Raw genomic sequence first — 19,661 nt, 5'->3', positions numbered from 1 at the left:
ATAGCTGGAGCACAGGCTCAGTCAACGTCGTGTGCCGCCGTCAGGTGGATCAGGATCGCCTGTTCCGGGTCGAGCACCGGCAGGGCAAGCCCGGTACGCATCAGCATCTCGCCACTGGCGACGACGGGCTCCCCCGAGAGCTGGGCCTGCACCCAGGCCGGCAGCTGCTTCATGCGGCGTTCGGGATGTTCCGGCAGTTCCAACAGTTCGAGTCGATAATGCTGCTCGGCGATGAGCCCTGCCAGCGGCTGTGGCGCAGGTACGGCGTGTCGTGGCATGGCCAGCTGGCTGATGCAGTAAAGCGCCTCTTCACCGTCCTGGCTGACCACGCCATGTGCATGCTGGCCGTCATCCAGGCAGTCCAGACGCCAGCTCACGCCGCCATGCAACAGCCCGCGCAATGCCTTGTAGCGCTCGATCCAGACGCGCAGCTCCCCACGCTCGCGTGGCGCGAGCTGGCTGACGTCCAGTTCAAGGCCCAGGTGACCGAACAGGGCCGTGGAGGCACGGAAGGCAAGGGAGGTACGCCGCGACGTGGTATGTGCATGCTCCGGCCCGATATGAGCCCCGAGCAGCTCCGGTGGCAGGAAGCGACTGGCACCGCGCTGGATGTGCGTTCGCTCATGCGGGTCGTTGCAGTCCGAGGTCCAGACGCGATGGGTGTGGCGCAGAATGCCGTGGTCGGTACGGGCGCCCCCCGAGGCGCAGCTCTCGATTTCCACCTCAGGGTGCGCCTGGCGCAGACGTGCGAGCAGCGCATAGAGCGCTTGTACCTGAGCATGCGCTGCAGGCATGCCGCGTCGCTCGCCGGACTGGGTCGCGGCGTGGGTGAGGTCGCGATTCATGTCCCACTTGAGATAGCGGATCGGGTAGTCGCTGAGCAGGGCATCCAGTCGCACAAACAGATAGTCAGTGACGTCAGGGCGTGTGAGATCCAGCACGCATTGATACCGCCCCAGTGGCTGCTCACGGCCTTCCAGCGCCAGTATCCAGTCGGGATGCGTGCGAAAGAGCGCGCTGTCAGGATTGACCATCTCGGGTTCCACCCACAGACCGAATTCCATGCCCTGGGCATGGACGGACGCGATCAAGGGCCCCAGCCCCTCGGGGTATTTGCCTTGATCCAGGTACCAATCGCCCAGCGCTGCTCGCTCACCATCGCGGCCCACGAACCAGCCATCGTCGAGCACGAAGCGTTCCGCGCCGACGTCGCCGGCAGCGGTGACCAGCTCCTCCAGCCGCTCGGCGTCGTGATCGAAATAGAGGGCCTCCCAGGTGTTGACGTGGACCGGGCGAGGCTTGTTCGGCGTCGGCCAGTCAAGCCGTGCACGCAAGGTACGATGCATGCGCTGACTGGCGCCATTGATGCCCGTGTCAGACCACGCCATGACGACTTCCGGCGTGGTGACGCTGTCCCCGGCGGCCAGTACCTGCTCACCGGGCAACAGCAGTGCGCCCAGCTGCAGTTGCGTGCTGCCATCGAACTGGCGCTCCACCAGCAGTCGATGGTTGCCGCTCCAGGCCAGGTGCGCGCTGATGACCTCCCCGGACTGCTCACTGAAGCCCTCGGTACCCACGATGAGGGAGGGCACACGCTGGTGAGAGCTGCGCCCGCGCCGATTCTCGAGTGTGAAGGTACCTTCACTCAAGGCGTGGCGTGTCTCGGTGAACTCCTGGACCCAACGGCCACCGAAGCTCAGGCACTGCTCGAAGCGATTCGGCAGTGGCAGGCAGCAGGCCGCCAGCCACTCGAGACGATAGTCGGCCGTACCAGGATTGCGCAGGGTGGTGGACTGACGCAGCACCCCCTCGATGGTGAGCGTGAGTGACAGCAGAACTTCCAGCTCGCTCGTGGCATCCGCCAGTGTCAGCTGGGCATGCGCGCCCAGTGAATCGGTCGAGCACGCCACCTCACTCAGTCGCATGTCGGTGAGCCAGTCACGTCCATCACGGTCACCGATCAAGGCCGGATAGCCTGCAAAGCCAAGCCCGGCATCATTGAACAAGGTATTGGGCGGCAGCTGATCGAGGCTTGCCTGGGGCGTGGCAGCAGCGCTCATCAGGCGGTGCTGGGCTGGCGTGACCGGGGCGATGCGCCCCAGGTGGGCCAGCTTGAGCAGGCCATCGGCGAGATCCAGCTGCAGCTGGATGCCGTCGGCGCTCAGGCTCAGCCATTGCTGTTGGGGGGACCATGTCGCGTCGGGCGTTGCCGAAGGTCGGGTGGATGGAGCGTCTGCGGTCATCATGAGAGGTCCAGAAATAAAGAAGAATCAGAGACGGAATGGCAGTGTCAGCCCAACACCAGCGGCGCTTCTGCCAGTCCCTTGAAGCCGTGTGCTGACAGGTCCAGCGCGAAGAGATCACCATCACCCGCCACATGATCCGGCGTGGCCATGCCCTCATGCGCCGTGGTGATATACAGCGTGCTCAGCCCCTCACCACCGAACAGCGGGCACGAGGGCTGGCTGACCGGCAGGGCCACATGAGCGATTTCCTTGCCGTCATGATCCAGCCTTGCCACGCGGCCGGCCCCCCAGAGCGCAATCCACATATGGCCGTCGGCGTCGATCACGGCGCCATCCGGGCCACCGCCACAATCTTGCAGATCGGCCCAGACCTCAGGAGCGTTGTATTCACCTGCCGCCCCTTCACTTGCTGACCCTTCACCTGCTGATTTGAGTGGCCAGCCATCGGCGTCCAGCGGCCAGCGCATCACCTGACCGGTAACGGTGTCGGTGAAATAGGCGAAGCGGCCATCCGGCGAGAAACACAGCGCATTGGGAATGGTCAGCCCATCCATGAGCTTGCAAAGCTTGCCGCGGTGCAGGCGGTAGAGACTGCCAGCTCCGGTCTCGGCGTTGCAGCCCATGCTCGAGAGCCACAGACTGCCGTGGGTATCCACTCGAGTATCATTGCTGCGTGTCGCGGGCATGGCGTCCGCCTCGAAGGACATGACATCTTCCACGGCGCCTGTCTCGGGGTTCCAACGTGACAGCATGCCTTCCCCGACCAGCAGGTAGTCGCCTTCAAGGGTGACCGCCGCATAGGAGGTGCGGCGCGCAAGCTGAGTGATGACGTGATCACTGCCATCCGCGGCCGCGTGATGCAGCTCGCCGGCGAGGATGTTCAGCCAGCGCACCCGCGCAGGCAGGGTGGTTGTGGCGGGTGTCCAGCCGGGGCCTTCTCCCAGCTCGCAGTGGCTGGCCACGAGGCGCTCAGCCGTGCCCAGGCAGGTCGATCGTGTCATCCGTTACTCCTCGTGAATCCTGTGGGAGAGCCGCCGGGGCTCAGTCGGCGGCGGTCCAGGCGGAGACCAGCTTGCGTGCTCGTTCACCGACGTCAAAAGCCGTCAGACCCGGCGTGTAGATGGCCGTTCCCAGACCTGCACCATGGACACCCGCCGCACGCCATTGCGCGAAGTTGTCACTGCCGATGCCCCCGACGGCATACAGCTCGGTGCCTGTGGGCAGCACGGCCAGCATCGCTTTCATGTTGACGATACCGACCTGGGTCGCCGGGAAGAGCTTGAGACCTGAGGCGCCGGCGGCGAGGGCCGCGAAGGCCTCCGTCGGCGTGACGATGCCTGGCATGGACACCATCTCGAGTCGGCGGCTCTCGCGAATGACCTCGACATCGGCATTGGGCGACACGATCAGCCGACCACCGACGCCGTGCACGTCCCGCACCTGCTCCGGCGTCAGGACGGTGCCGGCACCGATGAGGATCTGGCCGTCATGGGCCGTCGCACAGTGCTTGACCAGCGCCGCGATGCTGACCAGCGGCTGGGGCGAATTGAGCGGGACCTCGATGCGGGTGATGCCCGCCGCGATGATCTCGTCGGCAATCGCGATGATTTCCTGCGGCGTGACGCCGCGCAGAATGGCAACCAGGGGAAGGCTCATGGAATTCTCCAGGGGAAGATGGGGGTGTCAGTCAGTGGCGAGGCGTGCCTGACAGGCGTGATGAATGCGCCCGAGCCCGGCCAGAATCATGTCGGCATTGGCGGCCAGGCTGACGCGATAGCCCAGATGCTCGAGTGCGATCCGATAGCGCTGGCATAAGGTGTCATCACCGATCAAGGTGATCAGCGACCCTTGCGGCTGCAGGCATGTGGCACCGGCCAGCTCAAGGCCCAGCACCAGACCGGAAAGCCGCGCACCCAGCAAGGCTGCGCGCGAGGCCTCATCATCGAGGCGTTCATCGAGCAAATCCCGCGCACGGATGCCGAACAGCGCCGCCGTCATGCGCGCCGGTTCCGCCATGGCCGCATCGATGCCTGCCAGAAATGCCTGACGCTGTGGCTCATCGGCAAGATCCCCTCCCGCCACGGAGTGCTTGAGGACCGAATCCTGACTGAGCAGCTTGTAGAGTTCACCGCTCATGAAGGTGGTGAAGCCCGTGATCGAACCGTTCTCGAGCTGTGCCCACTTCGCGTGGGTGCCGGGCAGACAGACGGCCCCGCTATAGCCCGGCTGAGCGGCGACCAGACCCGCCAGCTGTGTCTCCTCGCCGCGCATGACATCAAAGGCCGGCTGGTGCTGACACAGCCCCGGCACGATGGTGACGGCGATGCGTCTGTCGCGCGTTGCCACATGGGTCAGCTGCTCTGCCAGGCCAGACAGGACATCGATGGCAGGCGCTTGCTCACCGGGGACCGGAAGGTAGGCCGCTTCCACCCAGCCCTGGCGTGCGCCCGCCATGCCGCAGATCAACACCGGCATGCTTGAGGTGGAGTCCTCGGGCAGCCAGTCATTGATCAGCACGCGCAGTACATCCTCGAACTCATCCGCCGCCAGTCCCAGCATGCCGCGGGCACTGCTGGCCTGAGCGATGACTGCATCGTCGCCATTGACGGCCCAGGCGCGCAGATTGCTGGAACCCCAGTCGACGGCGATCCAGGCCGGCGTGACGCTGACGGCGCTCACACTCGGCCTCCGTCTACCACCATCGGCTGGCCGGTCATCATGCGCGAGGCGCTGGAGGCCAGGAACAGGCACGGATTGATCATGTCCTCGACCGGAATGGCCTCTTTCAGACATTGCTGATCAATGCACTCGTTCAAGTCCTTGTCGTTGACCCACAGCTCGCGCTGACGCTCCGTCATCACCCAGCCCGGAATCAGGCAGTTGACGCGAATGGCGTCCGGGCCCAGTTCACGCGCCAGCGCCTTGGTAAGCCCCATGATGCCGGCCTTGGCGGTGACGTAGGTGGGATAGCCCCCCAGCCCCAGCATGTAGCTGTTGGAAGACAGGTTGATGATGGCGCCGCCTCCCAGTGCACGCATGTCAGCCGCGACCGCCTGAGCGGTGAAGAACTGGGGACGCAGGTTGGTGGCGATGGATTCATCCCACTGCTCCACCGTCCATTCCTCCAGCGTATGGCGAGTGTCGCGGGCCGCATTGTTGACCAGAACGCCTATCGGGCCATGGGCCTCGCGCGCCTGTGCAACAGCCGCCTGCAATGCCTCGATCTCCTGGATGTTGCAGCGGATGAACAGGGGGCGATTGGCGTATCGGGCCTCCATGGCGTCACAGAATTCGCTGGCATCGGACAACCCGACGAAGGCGACCTTGGCACCTTGCGCCAGGAAGCCTTCGGTCAATGCGGCACCGATACCCGAGCCTCCGCCGGTGATGAAGACGCTGGCACCTGCGAGGTCCGGGTAGCGAAAGTCCGCGAAGGCGGGGAGTTCAGTATGGGGTGATGCGGTACGGGTCATGATGAGTCCCTTCTGCAGCGTGACAGACCTTCGGCTGAGAGCCTGTCCTGGCATGGCGTCTGTGTTGTCAGTGTGTACGTTGCGGCTTGCTCGGCATTACCACTCAGCGACGGAGCCGTCTTCGTGGGTCCAGACCGGATTGCGCCAGCGATGCCCGACCTTGGCACGTTCCTCGACGAAGGCTTCGTCGATCTCGACCCCGAGCCCCGGGCCCTGGGGAATGGCGCAGAATCCGTCCTTGATCGCCAGCGCGTCCTTGTCGACCAGGTAATCCAGGACGTCGTTATCCTTGTTGTAGTGGATGCCCATGCTCTGTTCCTGGATGAAGGCGTTGTGACACACCGCATCCAGCTGCAGGGAAGCCGCCAGCGTCAGCGGGCCCAGCGGGCAGTGCGGTGCCAGGGCCACGTCGTAGGCCGAGGCCAGCGTCGCGATCTTGAAGCCTTCACTGATGCCGCCGCAGTGGGAAAGATCCGGCTGGATGATGTCGACCATGCCGTCCGCCAGCAGGTCACGGAACTGGAAGCGGGTGTGCAGGCGCTCGCCGGTGGCGATGGGCGTCGCGATGCCCTCGGCGATATGCTTGAGCGCGGGCAGGTGCTCAGGTGCCACAGGCTCCTCGATGAACATCGGGTGGAACTGCTCCAGTTCCCGCAGCAGCGCCTTGGCCATCGGGCGGTGCACGCGGCCATGGAAGTCGATGCCGATCCCCACGTCGGGGCCGACCGCATCACGTGCTTCGGCGACACGCGCCACGGCGTCATCGATCTTCTTGTGGGAATCGACGATCTGCATCTCCGGCGTGCCATTCATCTTGAAGGCCGTGAAGCCCTGGTCGACCAGCGCCTTGGCACCTGCGCCGACCTCTGACGGGCGATCGCCGCCTGTCCAGGCGTACATCCGCATCTTGTCGCGCACCGGGCCGCCGAGCAGCTGATGCACGGGCACTCCCAGATCACGGCCCTTCAGGTCCCACAGGGCCTGGTCGATGCCGGCGATCGCGGACATCAGGATAGGGCCGCCGCGATAGAACCCTGCGCGGTACATGACGTTCCACAGGTGCTCGATGTTGCGTGGGTCCTGGCCGACCAGATAATCCGACAGTTCGTGGACCGCGGCTTCCACCGTGGCGGCACGCCCTTCGATGACCGGTTCCCCCCAGCCATAGCAGCCCTCATCGGTCTCGATCTTGAGGAACAACCAGCGTGGCGGAACTTGCCAGGTCTTGAGTCGAGTGATTTTCATGTCGAGATTCCTTGGGATGACGCTCGTGTCGAGCTTGGAAAGCATTGAAGAAGGAAAAGTCGTGGGTCAGAAGCGCGGCGTCTCGAGGCGCGGATGATCAAGGCCGAATCCGAGATCGCGCGCAGCCGTTTCCAGCACGCGCTCGGCACAGGTACGCGCCATGTCCGGTTGACGCAGGCGGATGGCTTCCATCACGGCGCGATGTCGCTCGAGACTGGCACGGTGATGGGCCTGGTCGTGCTGTTGTGCCGCCTGCTGGGAGGACTCGATCAACTGGCTGATGGAAGGGCGCAGCAAGCTACCCAGCTGGGCCCACACCAGGTTGTGGGTGGCGCGGTAGATGGCCTCGTGGAACGCCACGTCAAATTCGCTGTGAGCTGCCTGCTGCTCGTCATTGGCGGTCGCGACCATTCCCTCGAAGGCGCGCTCAAGCCTTGCGAGGTCCTGGGCGTTGGCCTTGGTCGCCGCCAGGGCGCTGACATAGGGCTCGACGGACAGGCGGAAGGCGTAGATCTCACGCATCAGGGCAGGGTTGATGCCTTCCAGTCCGCTGATCCAGTCGCTCATCAGTGGATCCAGCAGTTGCCATTCGCTCATCGGCCGCACCAGGGTGCCACGGCCGGCAGTGCGCTCCAGCAAACCGGCCCCCACCAGCTGGGCCAGTGCATTGCGCAGCCGGTTACGGCTGGCATCGAAGCGCTTGCAGAGGTCCATTTCACGCGGGAAGTTGTCGTCTGGCTCGAACGTGCCGGCCAGAATTTCACGCGCCAGGCAGGCAGCGATGGCTTCCATGCTGGCTACGGGCTGTCTGGAGCCCGTCATGGCCGGCGCCAGTGAATCTTTCTGGCGAGAGGAATCCTGATCCGGCGCTGTATCGTCGGAAGTCTCAGAGAGTGGGTCTGGGCGAGAGATGGTCACGCGAGGCCTCGTGGCTGACGTAGTGCGCAGGGCAAGCTACGGTAAATGTCTGAATGAACCTTAATAAATGTCAGACATTTGAACAAGCCTCAACGAATGCAACTTTGGTCGTTGCCGGCAGGCCAGATCGCCGTGGGAGGTGGGAAGGGGGTATGGCGAGACTTCGGGCAGGCCGCTGGGATCGGTCGACTCCCCTCAGACCTTTCCATCAATCATCAGTCATCAGCGATCAGCTGATCGATGTGATGTCGCCAGTCCTTGAGTGACTCATCACCGGACAGAAGTCTCTGTCGGGTGACGAGTTCCGCGTCTGTCTCGAAGGTCCTGAGTACATTCCTCAATTGCTGCTGAGTGGCTGGAGTCAGCACGGGAACGTTCGAGGCTTCCTCGGTCTCGTCTTCCAGGACCACGAAGTGGCCAGGGGCCAGATGGAAGACCTTGAGCGGGTACAAACAGGCATTCAGATGGGGACCGAATTGCCGGTCCGTAGTGAGAGGGGACTGCGTCCCGACGAGCTGGAGATGGTGAAGCGTTATCCCCTGCACAGTGACATGCCATTCATGCAGCAAGCCTGCCAGCAAGGTCTCCAGCAAGGCACGGTTGAAGCAACCGGTCGTCTGGTCACGCCATTGATCCGCATGGCGCTCGATCTGACGCGGGCCGGGAATCGCGCTGCGTGGCTCGGCCCTGGGGATCGGCTTGCGGGTCAACACCCTGCGTGCCGCCTGAAGGATGTCCGGCGCAAAGGGTTGGTAGGCGCAATGCTCGATTTCACTGATGGCCTCCGCCTGAGTCAGGCCCGAGTATCTCACCAGCTCCAGGACCTGGACGACCAGCGCCAGGATCGCGGGACTGGCAGACCGCGACAGCAAGGCCGCCTCCGAGTCCGTCTGGCGGTAAGGCATGTAGTGCTGGCTTTCACTCAGCAGGCTGGCCTCCAGAGGCGCATTGAGCGCTTCTCTCAACACTCGGCTGCCGATATCCGCCTGTTGACGCAACAACTGTTGTTGATCGAACTGAAGCTGCGCCATCGGCTTGAGCAGCGTGTCGGGAAGTGTCAGTCGGCCCATGTCATGGAGCATGGCCGTGCGCTCCAGTGCGCTGATCTGCGCCTCTTCAAGCCCCAGCTCTCTGGCGATGGCCGTCACGTATTCGGCGACGATGAGGTCATTGCCTTCACGCTGGGGGCAGCGTTCATTGCGAATCATCTGCAGGGTATTGATCAGCCTGTCCTCACCGCGCTGCTCAAGCTCGTTTTCCAGACGCCCCATGCGTTGGCGCATCTGACGCTGACGGGTGCGGGATTGCCGGAAGAGGGCATGACCGATGGCCAGGAACAGCAGCAGGCAGGCACCGAGGGTCAGCAGGAGATGCCAGCGCTCCAGACGGCTCTTCTCCTGCATGATGTCCGCGTGGGCTGTCAGGGCCGCATTGTTGATGTCGCCCATGTAGACCCCACTGGCCACGATCCATTGGAAGGGCGGATACAGCGCGGCATAGGTCGTCTTGTCTTCCTCAGGCCCCCCACGGGAGCGGGGGAAGCGGTAATCGAAGAAGATGCCACTTCCCTGCAGGACACCCTCGAGTTCGGTCTTGTAAGGCTGGCGTCCACTGCTGTCCCGATGCTCGGTGGAGAGCAGCGTGCCTTCGGTGCCGGGCAAGAGCGGGTGAATCAGGCGACGGGCGTAGCCGGGGCCGCCCGTCGGATCCAGAATTTCATTGATCCAGACATAGCGACTCTCTCCCTTGTCCAGGCTGGCATGCAGGGATTGACGAAGCTCGTTGGCGACCAGGAATGCCACCATCTGCGGGTCGATATGAATCAGGGTCCAGATGGTCGAGGCGGTGTTGCGAGGGCGTCTAACCTCACCATCCTTGCCCAGGCCCTGCTGGCTCGGGATGGCGAAGATCAGGCCTGCGTCCGTGCCACGCAGGAAGTGAGGACTGTCATTGCTCGTGTGCAGACGCAGATTGAGTTCGGTGGACCACCATTCCGGATAGAGATTGCTCGGCAATTGAACGATATCGATCCAATCCGGGTTGATGCGAAGATCAGGGAACTGACGCAGGAGCTCGGTACTGATATAGGACCGATCTCGACCGGTAAGGTGGGTGATGCCCAGGAAGGGGGCTCGCATCGTCGTCATCATCAGTCGCTGCAGACGATGTTCGTAATCTCGATGCCGTGAGGCAATCACGCCGAGCGTCTGCTCGACCAGCAGGCTTGCCTGCAGACGCCTCTCGCTCGTGATGAGGTCACGCGTGGAGGCCGCATGCAGCGCTTCCATCTCGCGACTGTCTCTTTCGAGAATGATCAACACCAGGCCTAGCACCACGCCTGAGAGCGCTACCAGCCCCAACCAGTGCCGAATCGAAAGACCGGCGAATTCTCGCGTGGCGTCAAGGAAAGACCGCCCTGGTGGTGTGTTGTCTGAGGAAAGATCATTATCCTTGATCATCAGATACATCATCCGTGTATTTTTCGTACACTGAGGATACACCACAACGACAAAGCGTTCGTTGCTTGTCGATCACGCACCGCGCGTCTGGTCAACGCCATGCCCAACATGGGGAGATTGCCTGGGAATTGCCGTCTCAAGGCGGCGGGTCTGCGGCCCTTGCGTGCTTGCTAGCATGGTGGGAAATGGGCATGATGACAGGCGCTTTCTTCATGGCTTTCAAGAAGATATCACTTCCCTGGCGGCTTTCTTCCCAAGGGGTTGCCTCCTGGTTCCGTTACTCCCCCATGTTGCCGATATGACATTGCAGAAGCCTTGGGCATAGTGTGATATTTTGCTGTCTTGAATGTTTCAGCCTCTCTTCTTGTTGTCGACAAGATCAATAGTGGAAACCATGCATGAACCGACATGATGAAAAGGTCATCGCAAGCGCCCGCAAGCAGCGTGCCTTGTTTGATGAACTTGAAAAGGCATTGGCTGAAGAGTTGAATGCGCTGGATCGTCCCTCGACTCCCCCCGCCACGTCAGAAAGCAGCCCTCAGGCAACGGACCCGGCTGAAGCGCGTGAGGCTGAATTCAATGCGCGTCTGGAGAGCCTGATCGCGGAATTCGGGCTGGATCGTGAAACGGCACATGCCTGGCTGTGCGATCTCAGTGAGTTCCAGACACGGACGGATTGATGTCATCCATGGTCCTTGCCTGAATCGTCACATTCCATCCTCACGGCGCCAGTCTCCTTGCCATCGCCAGAGGCTCCCTTTCGCTGTGCATTTCTGGCGTGATCTCTCCCCCGGCACATTGCGTGGAGACCGGGGGAGACTCCTGTCATGCGAGTCAGATCTCTTCCCAGATGGCATCCTGCAATTCTTCATTCAATGTCTGCAGTCGCTTCATGCGAGTCAGCGCATGCTCGGTGACATCCCCGGCGAGTTTGCCAAGCAATTCAGGCGAGGTCCGAGCCTCCTGCCAGTCACCTGCCAATAGCGCCTGAGTCATCTCAAGACCCTTGAGTTGACAGAGCTGAATGAAGGCCAGTTCCTGCTGATAGGCCTGCAACCCCAGCGACCAGAAGACCTGCTGGCATCGCATCCAGGGGGCGAGAGGGTGCACGAGATCATCAGGACGGTTCATCCAGGACAGCGGATGTGCCGTCAAGGGTTTGAAAGGCAGAGATGGCACGACGGAAAGTTCCATGAGGATAGCTCCTTCAGCGGCTGGATAATGCACTGGAAGCTGCTGTCTTGTGTCCCGTCCGTGTCATGATTCACTGGTATTCGAGCAGATTCTGGCCAATAGTGAATTCAGGTCCGCATGTGACGCGAATGGCAGCATCACCTCATCGTAGTTGTCCCCAGGGGTTGCCGCCACGCCTTGCAGCGTTGTTCCACCACCATATTGATATGCGTCATTCTGGGAGGTGCTCATGATCAACGAAGTCAAATCCGTGCTTGCTGCATTCATCGGCGTTCAGAAGGAAGCCAACCGCAAACGTGACTTCGAGCATGGTCATGCGCTGGACTTTCTGGTGGTAGGACTGGTGATGGCTGCTCTGTTGGTCGGGGGCATGGCATTGCTGGCCACGGTGATGGCGGCGTGACCTGTCGATAGGCATCGATACCATGATATAGGCCGATACCACGACAAGGTCTGCAACGAAAGAGGTGACCAGAAACGAAAAGGCCCCGTGAACTGGTGACATCCAGCTCACGGGGCCTTTCATTGGCTAGTCGTCAGGGTTACCAGCGACGAGAGAACAGCGGACTCGTCTGATCGATACCTGTCTGGTAACTCACGCTGAAGATGGACAGCGCGTACAAGGCATCTTCCACATACTGGTCCGAGCGCAGCTGGAAGGCGTCGATGCCACAGCGGCTCATGTAATGCAGCTGATCGACCAGCACATCGCCAATGGCGCGAATTTCGCCCTGGAAACCATACCGCTCTCGCATCAGGCGGGCGAGGGTATAGCCACGCCCATCATTGAAGTTGGGGAAATCGACTGCCAGCAGCGGTGCAGTGGCAAGTGCTTCTCCCAGCTCCGGTGTCAGCTCGGTATCGCTGGCAAGCCAGGGGCCAAGCTGGTCAGACCCTTCACCTGCGTCCACCAGCGCCTGCCAGTGTGCCAGAGGCAGCAGGGCAGGTTGCTGGTAGCTTGGCAGGTTACCGTCTTCATCAAGGCGCACGACCTGCCAGGCGTCCTCGGGGACCAGCTGGTTCTGACGGATGACTCCGCCTTGACGCTGATCAGTCAATTCACGTGCTGACGTCATTTCCGCTGTCACCTCAGGCATAGACCCGCTCCTTGAACGGCTTCATGCCGATGCGGTGGTAAGTATCGACGAAGACCTCATCTTCCAGTCGCTGCTCGACATATACCTGCAACACCTTGTCGATGACGTTCGGCATGTCCTCGGCATTGAACGACGGGCCGAGAATCTTGCCGATGGTCGCGTTGTCATCACTGCGGCCGCCAAGCGAGACCTGGTAGAACTCCTGGCCTTTCTTGTCGACACCGAGAATGCCGATGTTGCCGACGTGGTGGTGGCCGCAGGCGTTCATGCAACCGGAGATGTTCAGATCCAGCGGGCCGAGGTCATACAGGAAGTCGAGGTCTTCAAAGCGATCCTGCAGTGCCTGGGCGATCGGGATCGACTTGGCATTGGCCAGTGAGCAGAAATCTCCGCCAGGGCAGCAGATCATGTCGGCCAGGGTGCCAACGGTCGGGTTGGCCATGCCCAGCGCGTCCAGCGCCTTCCAGAGATTCTCGAGCTGATCGACCGGCACATCTGACAGCACCAGGTTCTGCTCGTGCGTCACACGCAGTTCACCGAAACCGTACTTTTCCGCGAGGTCGGCCACGGCGTCCATCTGATCAGCGGTGACATCGCCCGGCGCGAGTTCACGGCGCTTGAGTGACAAGGTCACGGCCTTGTAACCCGGGACCTTGTGGCCGACGACATTGTTGGTCACGAAACGGGCAAAGGCCCGGTTCTCGCTGCGCAGTGTCTCGTAGGCCGCAATCGCGTCCTCGCCGACGGCACGACGCGCCGGTTCCGGGAAGTACTCGGTCGCCTTGGCAACCGCCGAGTCTGTCAGTGTCTCGGGGCCATCCTTCAGGTGTGCCCATTCTTCCTCGACACGGCGGCGGAACTCCTCGATGCCCAATGCCTTGACCAGGATCTTGATGCGCGCCTTGTACTTGTTGTCACGACGGCCCCACTGGTTGTAGACGCGGACGATGGCGTCAAGATAGGTCAGCAGGTGCTGCCAATCGAGATCTTCCCGCACGACATCGCCGACCATCGGGGTACGACCGAGGCCGCCACCTGCCAGCACGGTCGCCTTGACGCGACCATCCTCGCCACGTGTCAGGCGCAGGCCGATATCGTGGACCTGGATCGCGGCACGGTCCGCGCTGGCGCCGGTGACGGCAATCTTGAACTTGCGCGGCAGATAGGCGAACTCCGGGTGCAGGGTGGACCACTGACGAATCAGCTCACACCAGGGACGCGGATCCACCGTCTCGTCTTGCGCGATACCGGCGAACTGATCCGTGGTGGTATTGCGTATGCAGTTGCCGCTGGTCTGGATCGCATGCATCTCGACCTGGGCCAGCTCGGCGAGGATCGCCGGGACATCTTCAAGCTTCGGCCAGTTGAGCTGCAGATTCTGACGCGTGGTGAAGTGACCATAGGCACGGTCATAGCGACGGCTGATGGCAGCCAGTGAGCGCAGCTGTGCAGCGCTCAGCATGCCGTAGGGAATGGCGATACGCAGCATCGGTGCGTGACGCTGAATGTAGAGACCGTTCTGCAGGCGCAGGGGACGAAATTCTTCCTCACCCAGGCGGCCGGCCAGATAGCGGTCCATCTGGTCCTTGAACTGAGCTACCCGCTCGTCGACCAGGGTCTGGTCGTAAGTGTCATACCGATACATGTCAGGGGTGTCCTGCGGTCGGGCATCAGGTGGGCGACCACTGATGCGAGTCTTGTTGATGCTGCGGTCACCTTACTCCCTATCTTTTATTCTTTAAAAGAATAAATAATCATACTTTTCGATGATAGGGTTATGAAGAAGATGCCATGAGTGTGCCTACGGCAAGAACGAAAGAAAAGGCCAGAGGCTGCAATATGCGCGTCTGGCCCTGGATGACATCATGTTGATGCCGTCAATCCTCGTCACGGCCCGTGCCTATCTGGCGGTCGCGGTTCTGATCGTCGGGTGTCGCCGCCCGAAGAAGACACATGCGGGTTTCACTTGACGAAGAATACCGGGCATTGAAGGCCTGCAGGGGCATCGGACGCGCGAAGTGATACCCTTGGAAGGCGCGCACTCCCATGGCCCTGAAGATCTCTGCCTGACCCCGTGCCTCGATTCCCTCCACGACGACCTGCATGCCAAGCGAATGCCCCATGTCGACGATGATGCGTGCAAGCTCCCTGTCTCGCCGGCTTGTCTGTACGTTCATCACGAATGAGCGGTCGATCTTCAAGGTGCCGAAGGGCAGGTTGTGAAGATAGGAAAGGCATGAAAAGCCAGTACCGAAGTCATCCAATGACAGATTCACGCCCAGCTTGCGAATCGCCTCCAGCTGAAAGCGCAGGCTGTCCTCATTGTCGAGCATCAGATTTTCGGTCACTTCGATGATCAGCTGCCGAGGACGTATCGGATGGCGTTCGATCAATGATTCGAGCTTGTGCAGCAGGCCCTGATCCCTGAACTGCATGACAGAGGCATTGACGGACAGGTAACGAGTCTCGATACCTTGCTTTTGCCATTCACTCAAGATGACGGCCGCTTCTTCCAGTACCCAGTTTCCGATATCGATGATCTGCCCCGTCTTCTCCGCTGCCGCAATGAATTCATTGGGCGCAATCAAGCCAAGGTCTGGGTGATGGATACGCACCAGTGCCTCCGCCCCCAGCAATGTTGGTGCATCGAGATCAGGACTTTGCGCCTGGAAGATGGGCTGCAGGTAAAGGCAGAGCCAACCTCTGGTCAGGGCCTCGCGAATCAGACGCTCCTTGAGAAACAGTGGCTCACCGTCCTCCAGAGCGCTGTCGCGTACACAGAGTCGGTACTGGTTGCCTCCCTTGTGCTTGATATCCATGACAGTGCGCTCGAGCAGGCGCATCAGACGACTGGGTGTCTCATCATCCTGGCGAACTTCAAGCCCTGCCTTGCTCAGGCTGAGATTGATGGGCTCCCCCGCCTTGAGAAGCGGCGTCGAGAAGGCCAGTTCAATCCGACGCGCCAGGGCGCGCAATTCGCTTGTGTCACAGGTCATGACGAATTCATCTCCGCCGGAGCGACCCATCCAGGCTGGAGTGCAACTCTTCAGACGTTCTCCCGCTTCCTTGAGCAGGATGTCGCCGTCGACAGGGCCGAGGTGGTGATTGATGCTGTGAAAACGATCGATGTTGACCAGCAGCAGTCCGAAGGGAGCCCCGCCATTGATGAGTGTCTGAAGGTGTGAGTTCAGGGCCAGACGATTCGGCAGCTGTGTCAGCGGGTCGATCAGTTCATGCTCCAGCAATCGCTTCTGGGTCCGCTTCAATTCGGTAACGTCCGACAGCAGCATCATGGTGCCGCGTTCGCTGTCATTGGTAGCCGACGGGATGACCACCTGTACCTGCCGGTCCTCTTCGTAGAGGCATTTGAGGGTCATCACCTGGTTCTCGCACGCGTCTCCCTTGCGAAGCGCCGAGCTGATGCGATCGATACAATGAGCATTCTGGCCGATGATCAAGGTATCGAAGGGCGTTCCCACAAGTTGCTCTCGCTTCCACCCCGTTACCTCGAGCATCCTCTGGCTGACATCCAGCACCGTACCGTGAGCATCAATCACCAGGAGCAGTGCAGGGGTGTCGCGATAGAAATGCTGATAGCGCTCTTCGTTGTCACGCAGCGCCTCCATCATGATGAAGATGCGCTCGCCCAGGCTATTCAGCTGTGCAATGACCTTGTTGATCTCTCTTGAGCGCGTGAGCGGGATCCTGCGAAATGCCGTCTGCGGATTCTCCAGCTGACGCATGCTGGCGATCGCCCGGTTGAGAGGGTTCATCACGTAGCGTTTCAATTGCCAGGAAACGATCAGCAGAACGCAGATGATGATCGAGAGTGCGATGACGAACAGCAGCGCTCCTCCCTGGTATTGCTTGGCAAGCAAGGGAGCATTGGTGCTTTCCATCTCCAGTCGCCCCACGACCTGCGTCACGAGAGAATTGCGATAGACCAGCTCCTGGGAATGTATCATCGGGTCCAGGGCGTCGCCCGCCTTGGTGATCTCCTCGACGAGAGTGCCCTCATGGTTGTAGTAGCGCACTGCATGCACGCTGGGGTGACTGCTCAGCGTTTCCAGATAGGCGTGAATGACATCGTCATCGAAGTTCCAGATCGCACTTGGCAGGGACAGAACCGTGATGTTCATCATCTCTTGATGATCTTCGTGCATGTGCTCGATGGTTTCACTTGAATACAGTGAATAACCCACGACGCCGCTGACTGCACAGATCAACAGGATGAGGGGCGCCAGCACGCGCAATATCCGCCAGCGCAGGGGCGAGGCATCGTGGCCCTCATGACCCTCATGCACCTCTGTCGTGTCGTGAGGCCTGTCCTGTGTCTCGTCATTGCGCATGGCGGCGTGCTCCCTGATGGACGGCCGTCAATGCACTCGGTGCTGCAACGCTGGACGATGAAGCGGCATGAGCGGGCATCGGAAGGAAGGGAGAGGCATCAGGGGGAAGTGTCGCGACCTCATTGATCAGATGATCCATCGGTTGCAGGGCAAGGACTTCCAGAGGAATCCTGTCCAGAAAGGCCTCCGGGTCCCCAGCCAGCGCGATCCCCATGGTGTAATAGCGAGTGCCGATATCACGTGCCTGAAGGCTTCCTTGTTGTACCGCGGCGAGCAGGACCAGTGACCAGGCGGTCGCCAGGGCGCCCCCGCCAGCACTGACCTCCATCTCTCCTGAGCGCAGGTGATCGATTCCGGCACGGGTCCATCCCATGCCAGCCACGACGACATCCTTACCCGGGCGAAGCCCATTGCGCTTGAGGGCATCAATGGCCGCGATGCCCATCAGGTCATTGGCCGCCCATATCATGCGAAGGGGGCGGGCGTCTGTTTGATGTCTCAAGTAGCTTTCGACCTTTCGGTAGGCATCCTCATAACTCCAGTTGGCCTGAAATATCCGATCCAGGGACAGATGGGGGGCTCTGAGAAGCGCGTCCTGTACACCGCGCACCCGGAGTCGTGTCGCCTCGTCATGCAGCCCTCCAACAAGAGCGATGCCTCGACCATCCGACTTGCCATGCAAGACGTCATGGCGATTGATGAGTGCCACCATGCTGTCGTGCCCCCCTTGCTGATGATCAGGCGAAACGCTGCCCAGCCAGTAGGGATATCGGCCAAGTGGCTTGCCCAACGCTCTGGCCTGGTGGGGGGTCAGGCTATTGACGATGATGATCATGGGCACGCGCACGGCATGGCTGATCTCGATCAATGGAACCGCCAGTCCATGGTTGTTGGTGGTGATCAATAGATCCGGAGGGCTCTCTCGGTTCAATACCTGCTTTCCCATTCGAATGAATTCGTCGGTGTTGCGTCTGGCACTGAAGACTTCCAGATGCATCCCCAGGGATTCAGCGGTCGTCGAGGCAGCGATGATCGCCTGGGCCCAGAACGTTTCCGTGGAATATCCGGGGTTCAGAAACACGACCTGCTTGATGGGACGCAAGCTTTCGGCCTGAGTCATCGTTGAGATGGACATCAATGCCAACAGGGCAAGGGCATGGCACATTCTCGAACATCGTGAAGCCAGTGAAGATCGCGTCAATCTCATGATGACTCCATTATCGCGTGTGACAGGCTGTCAGGAAGCAAGTCGATCCCCGCGGCTGGCGAGCTGAAGGGGAGAGGGCTGCCTGGCGACGGGTGATCTGACGTGTTCCTCTCCCGGGGCCGCACCATGATCTGCTCGATCAGTCCTGTCGTTCGAGTGGCGCAGGCGAGTCTTTCATTTGTCCCAACACTGCCATCGGATCAAACGCGTAGTCGTCTTCCTTTGTCTGCAATCTGAAGCGCGTGAAGTCCACCGTTTCCCAGTCCGGCTGGATCAGCAACGGGCCGTAGATATCGACATTTCCCTGATGGATGGGGCTCATCGGGAAGTGCACGGTTCTGGGGGCCCAGTGGGTGTCATCAGCGTGGTCTCTCAACATCACCATCGCCCAGGCCCCCGCCATGAAATGCCCGCCATCTGACATCACCATGCGCTTGTCCATCACCATGGCGATGCCCTCGGGCGACCAGTTGAGACCCGCGATCAGCACATCCTTGCCCGGCTGCATGCCACTGGCTTCAACCGCTCGGACGGCACCTTCCGCCATGGCGTCGTTTGCCGCCCAGATGAGGGTATTGTGCAATCCCGAGCGTTCGGCCCATTGGAGATAGTGATGCGTGAGCCGCTCAGCATCCGGAAGGTTCCAGCGTGCCTCGAGAATGCGCGTCATCTTGACGGCATCATGCTCAGCAAAGCCATACAGCATCCCGGCATTGCGAGCGATGGAGGCTGGCGTTCTGGTATCGCCGATCAAGGCGAGCCCGTGGCGCGTTTCACCGGGTGGATAGATACGCGCCGCGTCAATCAATTCGCTGGCCATCCTTCTCCCGGCACCATGGTTGTCGGGAATGACGCTGGCGATCCAGGAGGGGTGGACACTGCCCGGGACGCCGTGAGTTGTCTGCTCCTCCGGGGTCAAGCCGTTCAAAAGCATCACGACATGTGATGAGGCGCCATCTGCCAGAGGCAGGAGGTCGGAAGCGGCCTGCTCCTCATTGACCAGCACGAGATAGTCCGGGGGTGTTGCACGCGCCAGGGCCGCGCTTGCCAATCGTTTCATGAGGATGGGATTTCGCTCGGCATATACGACTTCCAGCGAGACATTCAGGTCTCGAGCTGCTGCCTGCATCGTCGCCGTGACCATGTTCCAGAATCGCTCCCCAGGCAGCCCCGGATTGACGAAGACGGCGGTCAGATTTCGCCCGGGCGCGAGGGACGCCGCCGTGGGGGGCATCTCGTCGGCCACCCTGGCCATTCTCGAGTGACTGCTGGCCGAGGCAACATCAAGGACTGGTGGGAGGGGAGCTGAGGCAGCGGCAATCGGGGGGCTGAATGCCATGACGCAAACGACGGGAATCCATCGCCGCGCACTCTTGATCCAACCTCCTGATGTAGACGTGATCGACATGTCGGCACCCGATGACAAGGATTTACAGTATGACCAACATACTCCAGACCACAGCATGTCATACG

Annotated in this window: 16 protein-coding genes; 2 read left to right on the top strand and 14 right to left on the bottom strand. The window is 61.1% G+C overall.

Going from position 1 to position 19,661, the window contains the following annotated elements:
* Positions 1–17: 17 nt before the first annotated feature.
* The 8 genes from HXS65_RS11830 to HXS65_RS11795 form a co-directional block, all read right to left on the bottom strand.
* Positions 18–2,246, bottom strand: a complete 2,229-nt coding sequence (locus tag HXS65_RS11830; RefSeq protein ID WP_176493929.1) for an alpha-galactosidase — start codon at positions 2,244–2,246, stop codon at positions 18–20.
* Positions 2,247–2,290: 44 nt separating this feature from the next.
* Entirely contained in the window at positions 2,291–3,247 is a 957-nt protein-coding gene (locus HXS65_RS11825; protein ID WP_176493928.1) for an SMP-30/gluconolactonase/LRE family protein, read from the bottom strand.
* Positions 3,248–3,287: 40 nt separating this feature from the next.
* Entirely contained in the window at positions 3,288–3,902 is a 615-nt protein-coding gene (locus tag HXS65_RS11820) for a 2-dehydro-3-deoxy-6-phosphogalactonate aldolase (RefSeq protein ID WP_077376324.1), read from the bottom strand.
* A gap of 27 nt (positions 3,903–3,929) precedes the next feature.
* Positions 3,930–4,925, bottom strand: a complete 996-nt coding sequence (locus HXS65_RS11815) for a 2-dehydro-3-deoxygalactonokinase (protein WP_255304492.1) — start codon at positions 4,923–4,925, stop codon at positions 3,930–3,932.
* Positions 4,922–5,719 (bottom strand): SDR family NAD(P)-dependent oxidoreductase, encoded by a 798-nt coding sequence (locus HXS65_RS11810; protein WP_176493926.1) that lies wholly within the window; start codon positions 5,717–5,719, stop codon positions 4,922–4,924. Before HXS65_RS11810 ends, HXS65_RS11815 begins: the two co-directional genes overlap by 4 nt.
* Before the next feature lie 96 nt (positions 5,720–5,815).
* Positions 5,816–6,964 carry a galactonate dehydratase gene (dgoD, locus tag HXS65_RS11805; RefSeq protein ID WP_077376333.1) on the bottom strand — a complete coding sequence of 383 codons (1,149 nt, stop codon included), beginning with the start codon at positions 6,962–6,964 and terminating at the stop codon, positions 5,816–5,818.
* Positions 6,965–7,030: 66 nt separating this feature from the next.
* Positions 7,031–7,786 (bottom strand): FadR/GntR family transcriptional regulator, encoded by a 756-nt coding sequence (locus tag HXS65_RS11800; RefSeq protein WP_176493925.1) that lies wholly within the window; start codon positions 7,784–7,786, stop codon positions 7,031–7,033.
* Positions 7,787–8,097: 311 nt separating this feature from the next.
* Positions 8,098–10,341 carry a cache domain-containing protein gene (locus HXS65_RS11795; RefSeq protein WP_176493924.1) on the bottom strand — a complete coding sequence of 748 codons (2,244 nt, stop codon included), beginning with the start codon at positions 10,339–10,341 and terminating at the stop codon, positions 8,098–8,100.
* Between the two features lie 398 nt (positions 10,342–10,739).
* Here HXS65_RS11795 and HXS65_RS11790 point away from each other — a divergent pair, with 398 nt between their 5' ends.
* Positions 10,740–11,021 carry a hypothetical protein gene (locus HXS65_RS11790; protein ID WP_084208667.1) on the top strand — a complete coding sequence of 94 codons (282 nt, stop codon included), beginning with the start codon at positions 10,740–10,742 and terminating at the stop codon, positions 11,019–11,021.
* 154 nt (positions 11,022–11,175) lie between these two features.
* Here HXS65_RS11790 and HXS65_RS11785 read toward each other — a convergent pair whose 3' ends face one another.
* The gene (locus HXS65_RS11785) at positions 11,176–11,535 is read right to left on the bottom strand and encodes a hypothetical protein (protein WP_176493923.1); all 360 of its coding nucleotides are present in this window, start codon (positions 11,533–11,535) and stop codon (positions 11,176–11,178) included.
* Positions 11,536–11,764: 229 nt separating this feature from the next.
* On the opposite strand from HXS65_RS11785, the gene HXS65_RS11780 reads away from it, so the two are divergent.
* A complete protein-coding gene (locus tag HXS65_RS11780) occupies positions 11,765–11,938 on the top strand; it encodes a DUF2970 domain-containing protein (protein ID WP_077376348.1) in 174 nt (57 codons plus the stop codon).
* A 139-nt stretch (positions 11,939–12,077) separates the two neighbouring features.
* Here the strand turns inward: HXS65_RS11780 and HXS65_RS11775 are convergent, their stop codons facing one another.
* From HXS65_RS11775 to HXS65_RS11755, 5 genes are all read right to left on the bottom strand, one after another.
* Entirely contained in the window at positions 12,078–12,632 is a 555-nt protein-coding gene (locus HXS65_RS11775) for a DUF934 domain-containing protein (RefSeq protein ID WP_084208669.1), read from the bottom strand.
* The gene (locus HXS65_RS11770) at positions 12,625–14,277 is read right to left on the bottom strand and encodes a nitrite/sulfite reductase (RefSeq protein WP_176493922.1); all 1,653 of its coding nucleotides are present in this window, start codon (positions 14,275–14,277) and stop codon (positions 12,625–12,627) included. The genes HXS65_RS11775 and HXS65_RS11770 overlap by 8 nt, the downstream gene beginning before the upstream one ends.
* 232 nt (positions 14,278–14,509) lie before the next feature.
* Positions 14,510–16,981 carry a bifunctional diguanylate cyclase/phosphodiesterase gene (locus HXS65_RS11765; RefSeq protein WP_176493921.1) on the bottom strand — a complete coding sequence of 824 codons (2,472 nt, stop codon included), beginning with the start codon at positions 16,979–16,981 and terminating at the stop codon, positions 14,510–14,512.
* Positions 16,971–18,083 carry an ABC transporter substrate-binding protein gene (locus HXS65_RS11760; RefSeq protein WP_176493920.1) on the bottom strand — a complete coding sequence of 371 codons (1,113 nt, stop codon included), beginning with the start codon at positions 18,081–18,083 and terminating at the stop codon, positions 16,971–16,973. Before HXS65_RS11760 ends, HXS65_RS11765 begins: the two co-directional genes overlap by 11 nt.
* A 244-nt stretch (positions 18,084–18,327) precedes the next feature.
* Complete coding sequence (locus tag HXS65_RS11755; protein WP_176493919.1) at positions 18,328–19,653, bottom strand: ABC transporter substrate-binding protein; 1,326 nt, start codon at positions 19,651–19,653, stop codon at positions 18,328–18,330.
* Positions 19,654–19,661: the final 8 nt, after the last annotated feature.

Origin of the sequence: Cobetia sp. 5-25-4-2, assembly GCF_013374075.1 — a bacterium.
Taxonomy (GTDB): domain Bacteria; phylum Pseudomonadota; class Gammaproteobacteria; order Pseudomonadales; family Halomonadaceae; genus Cobetia; species Cobetia marina.
Note: the sequence above shows the minus strand (reverse complement) of the source record. Positions and strands in the feature narration are given on the sequence as shown.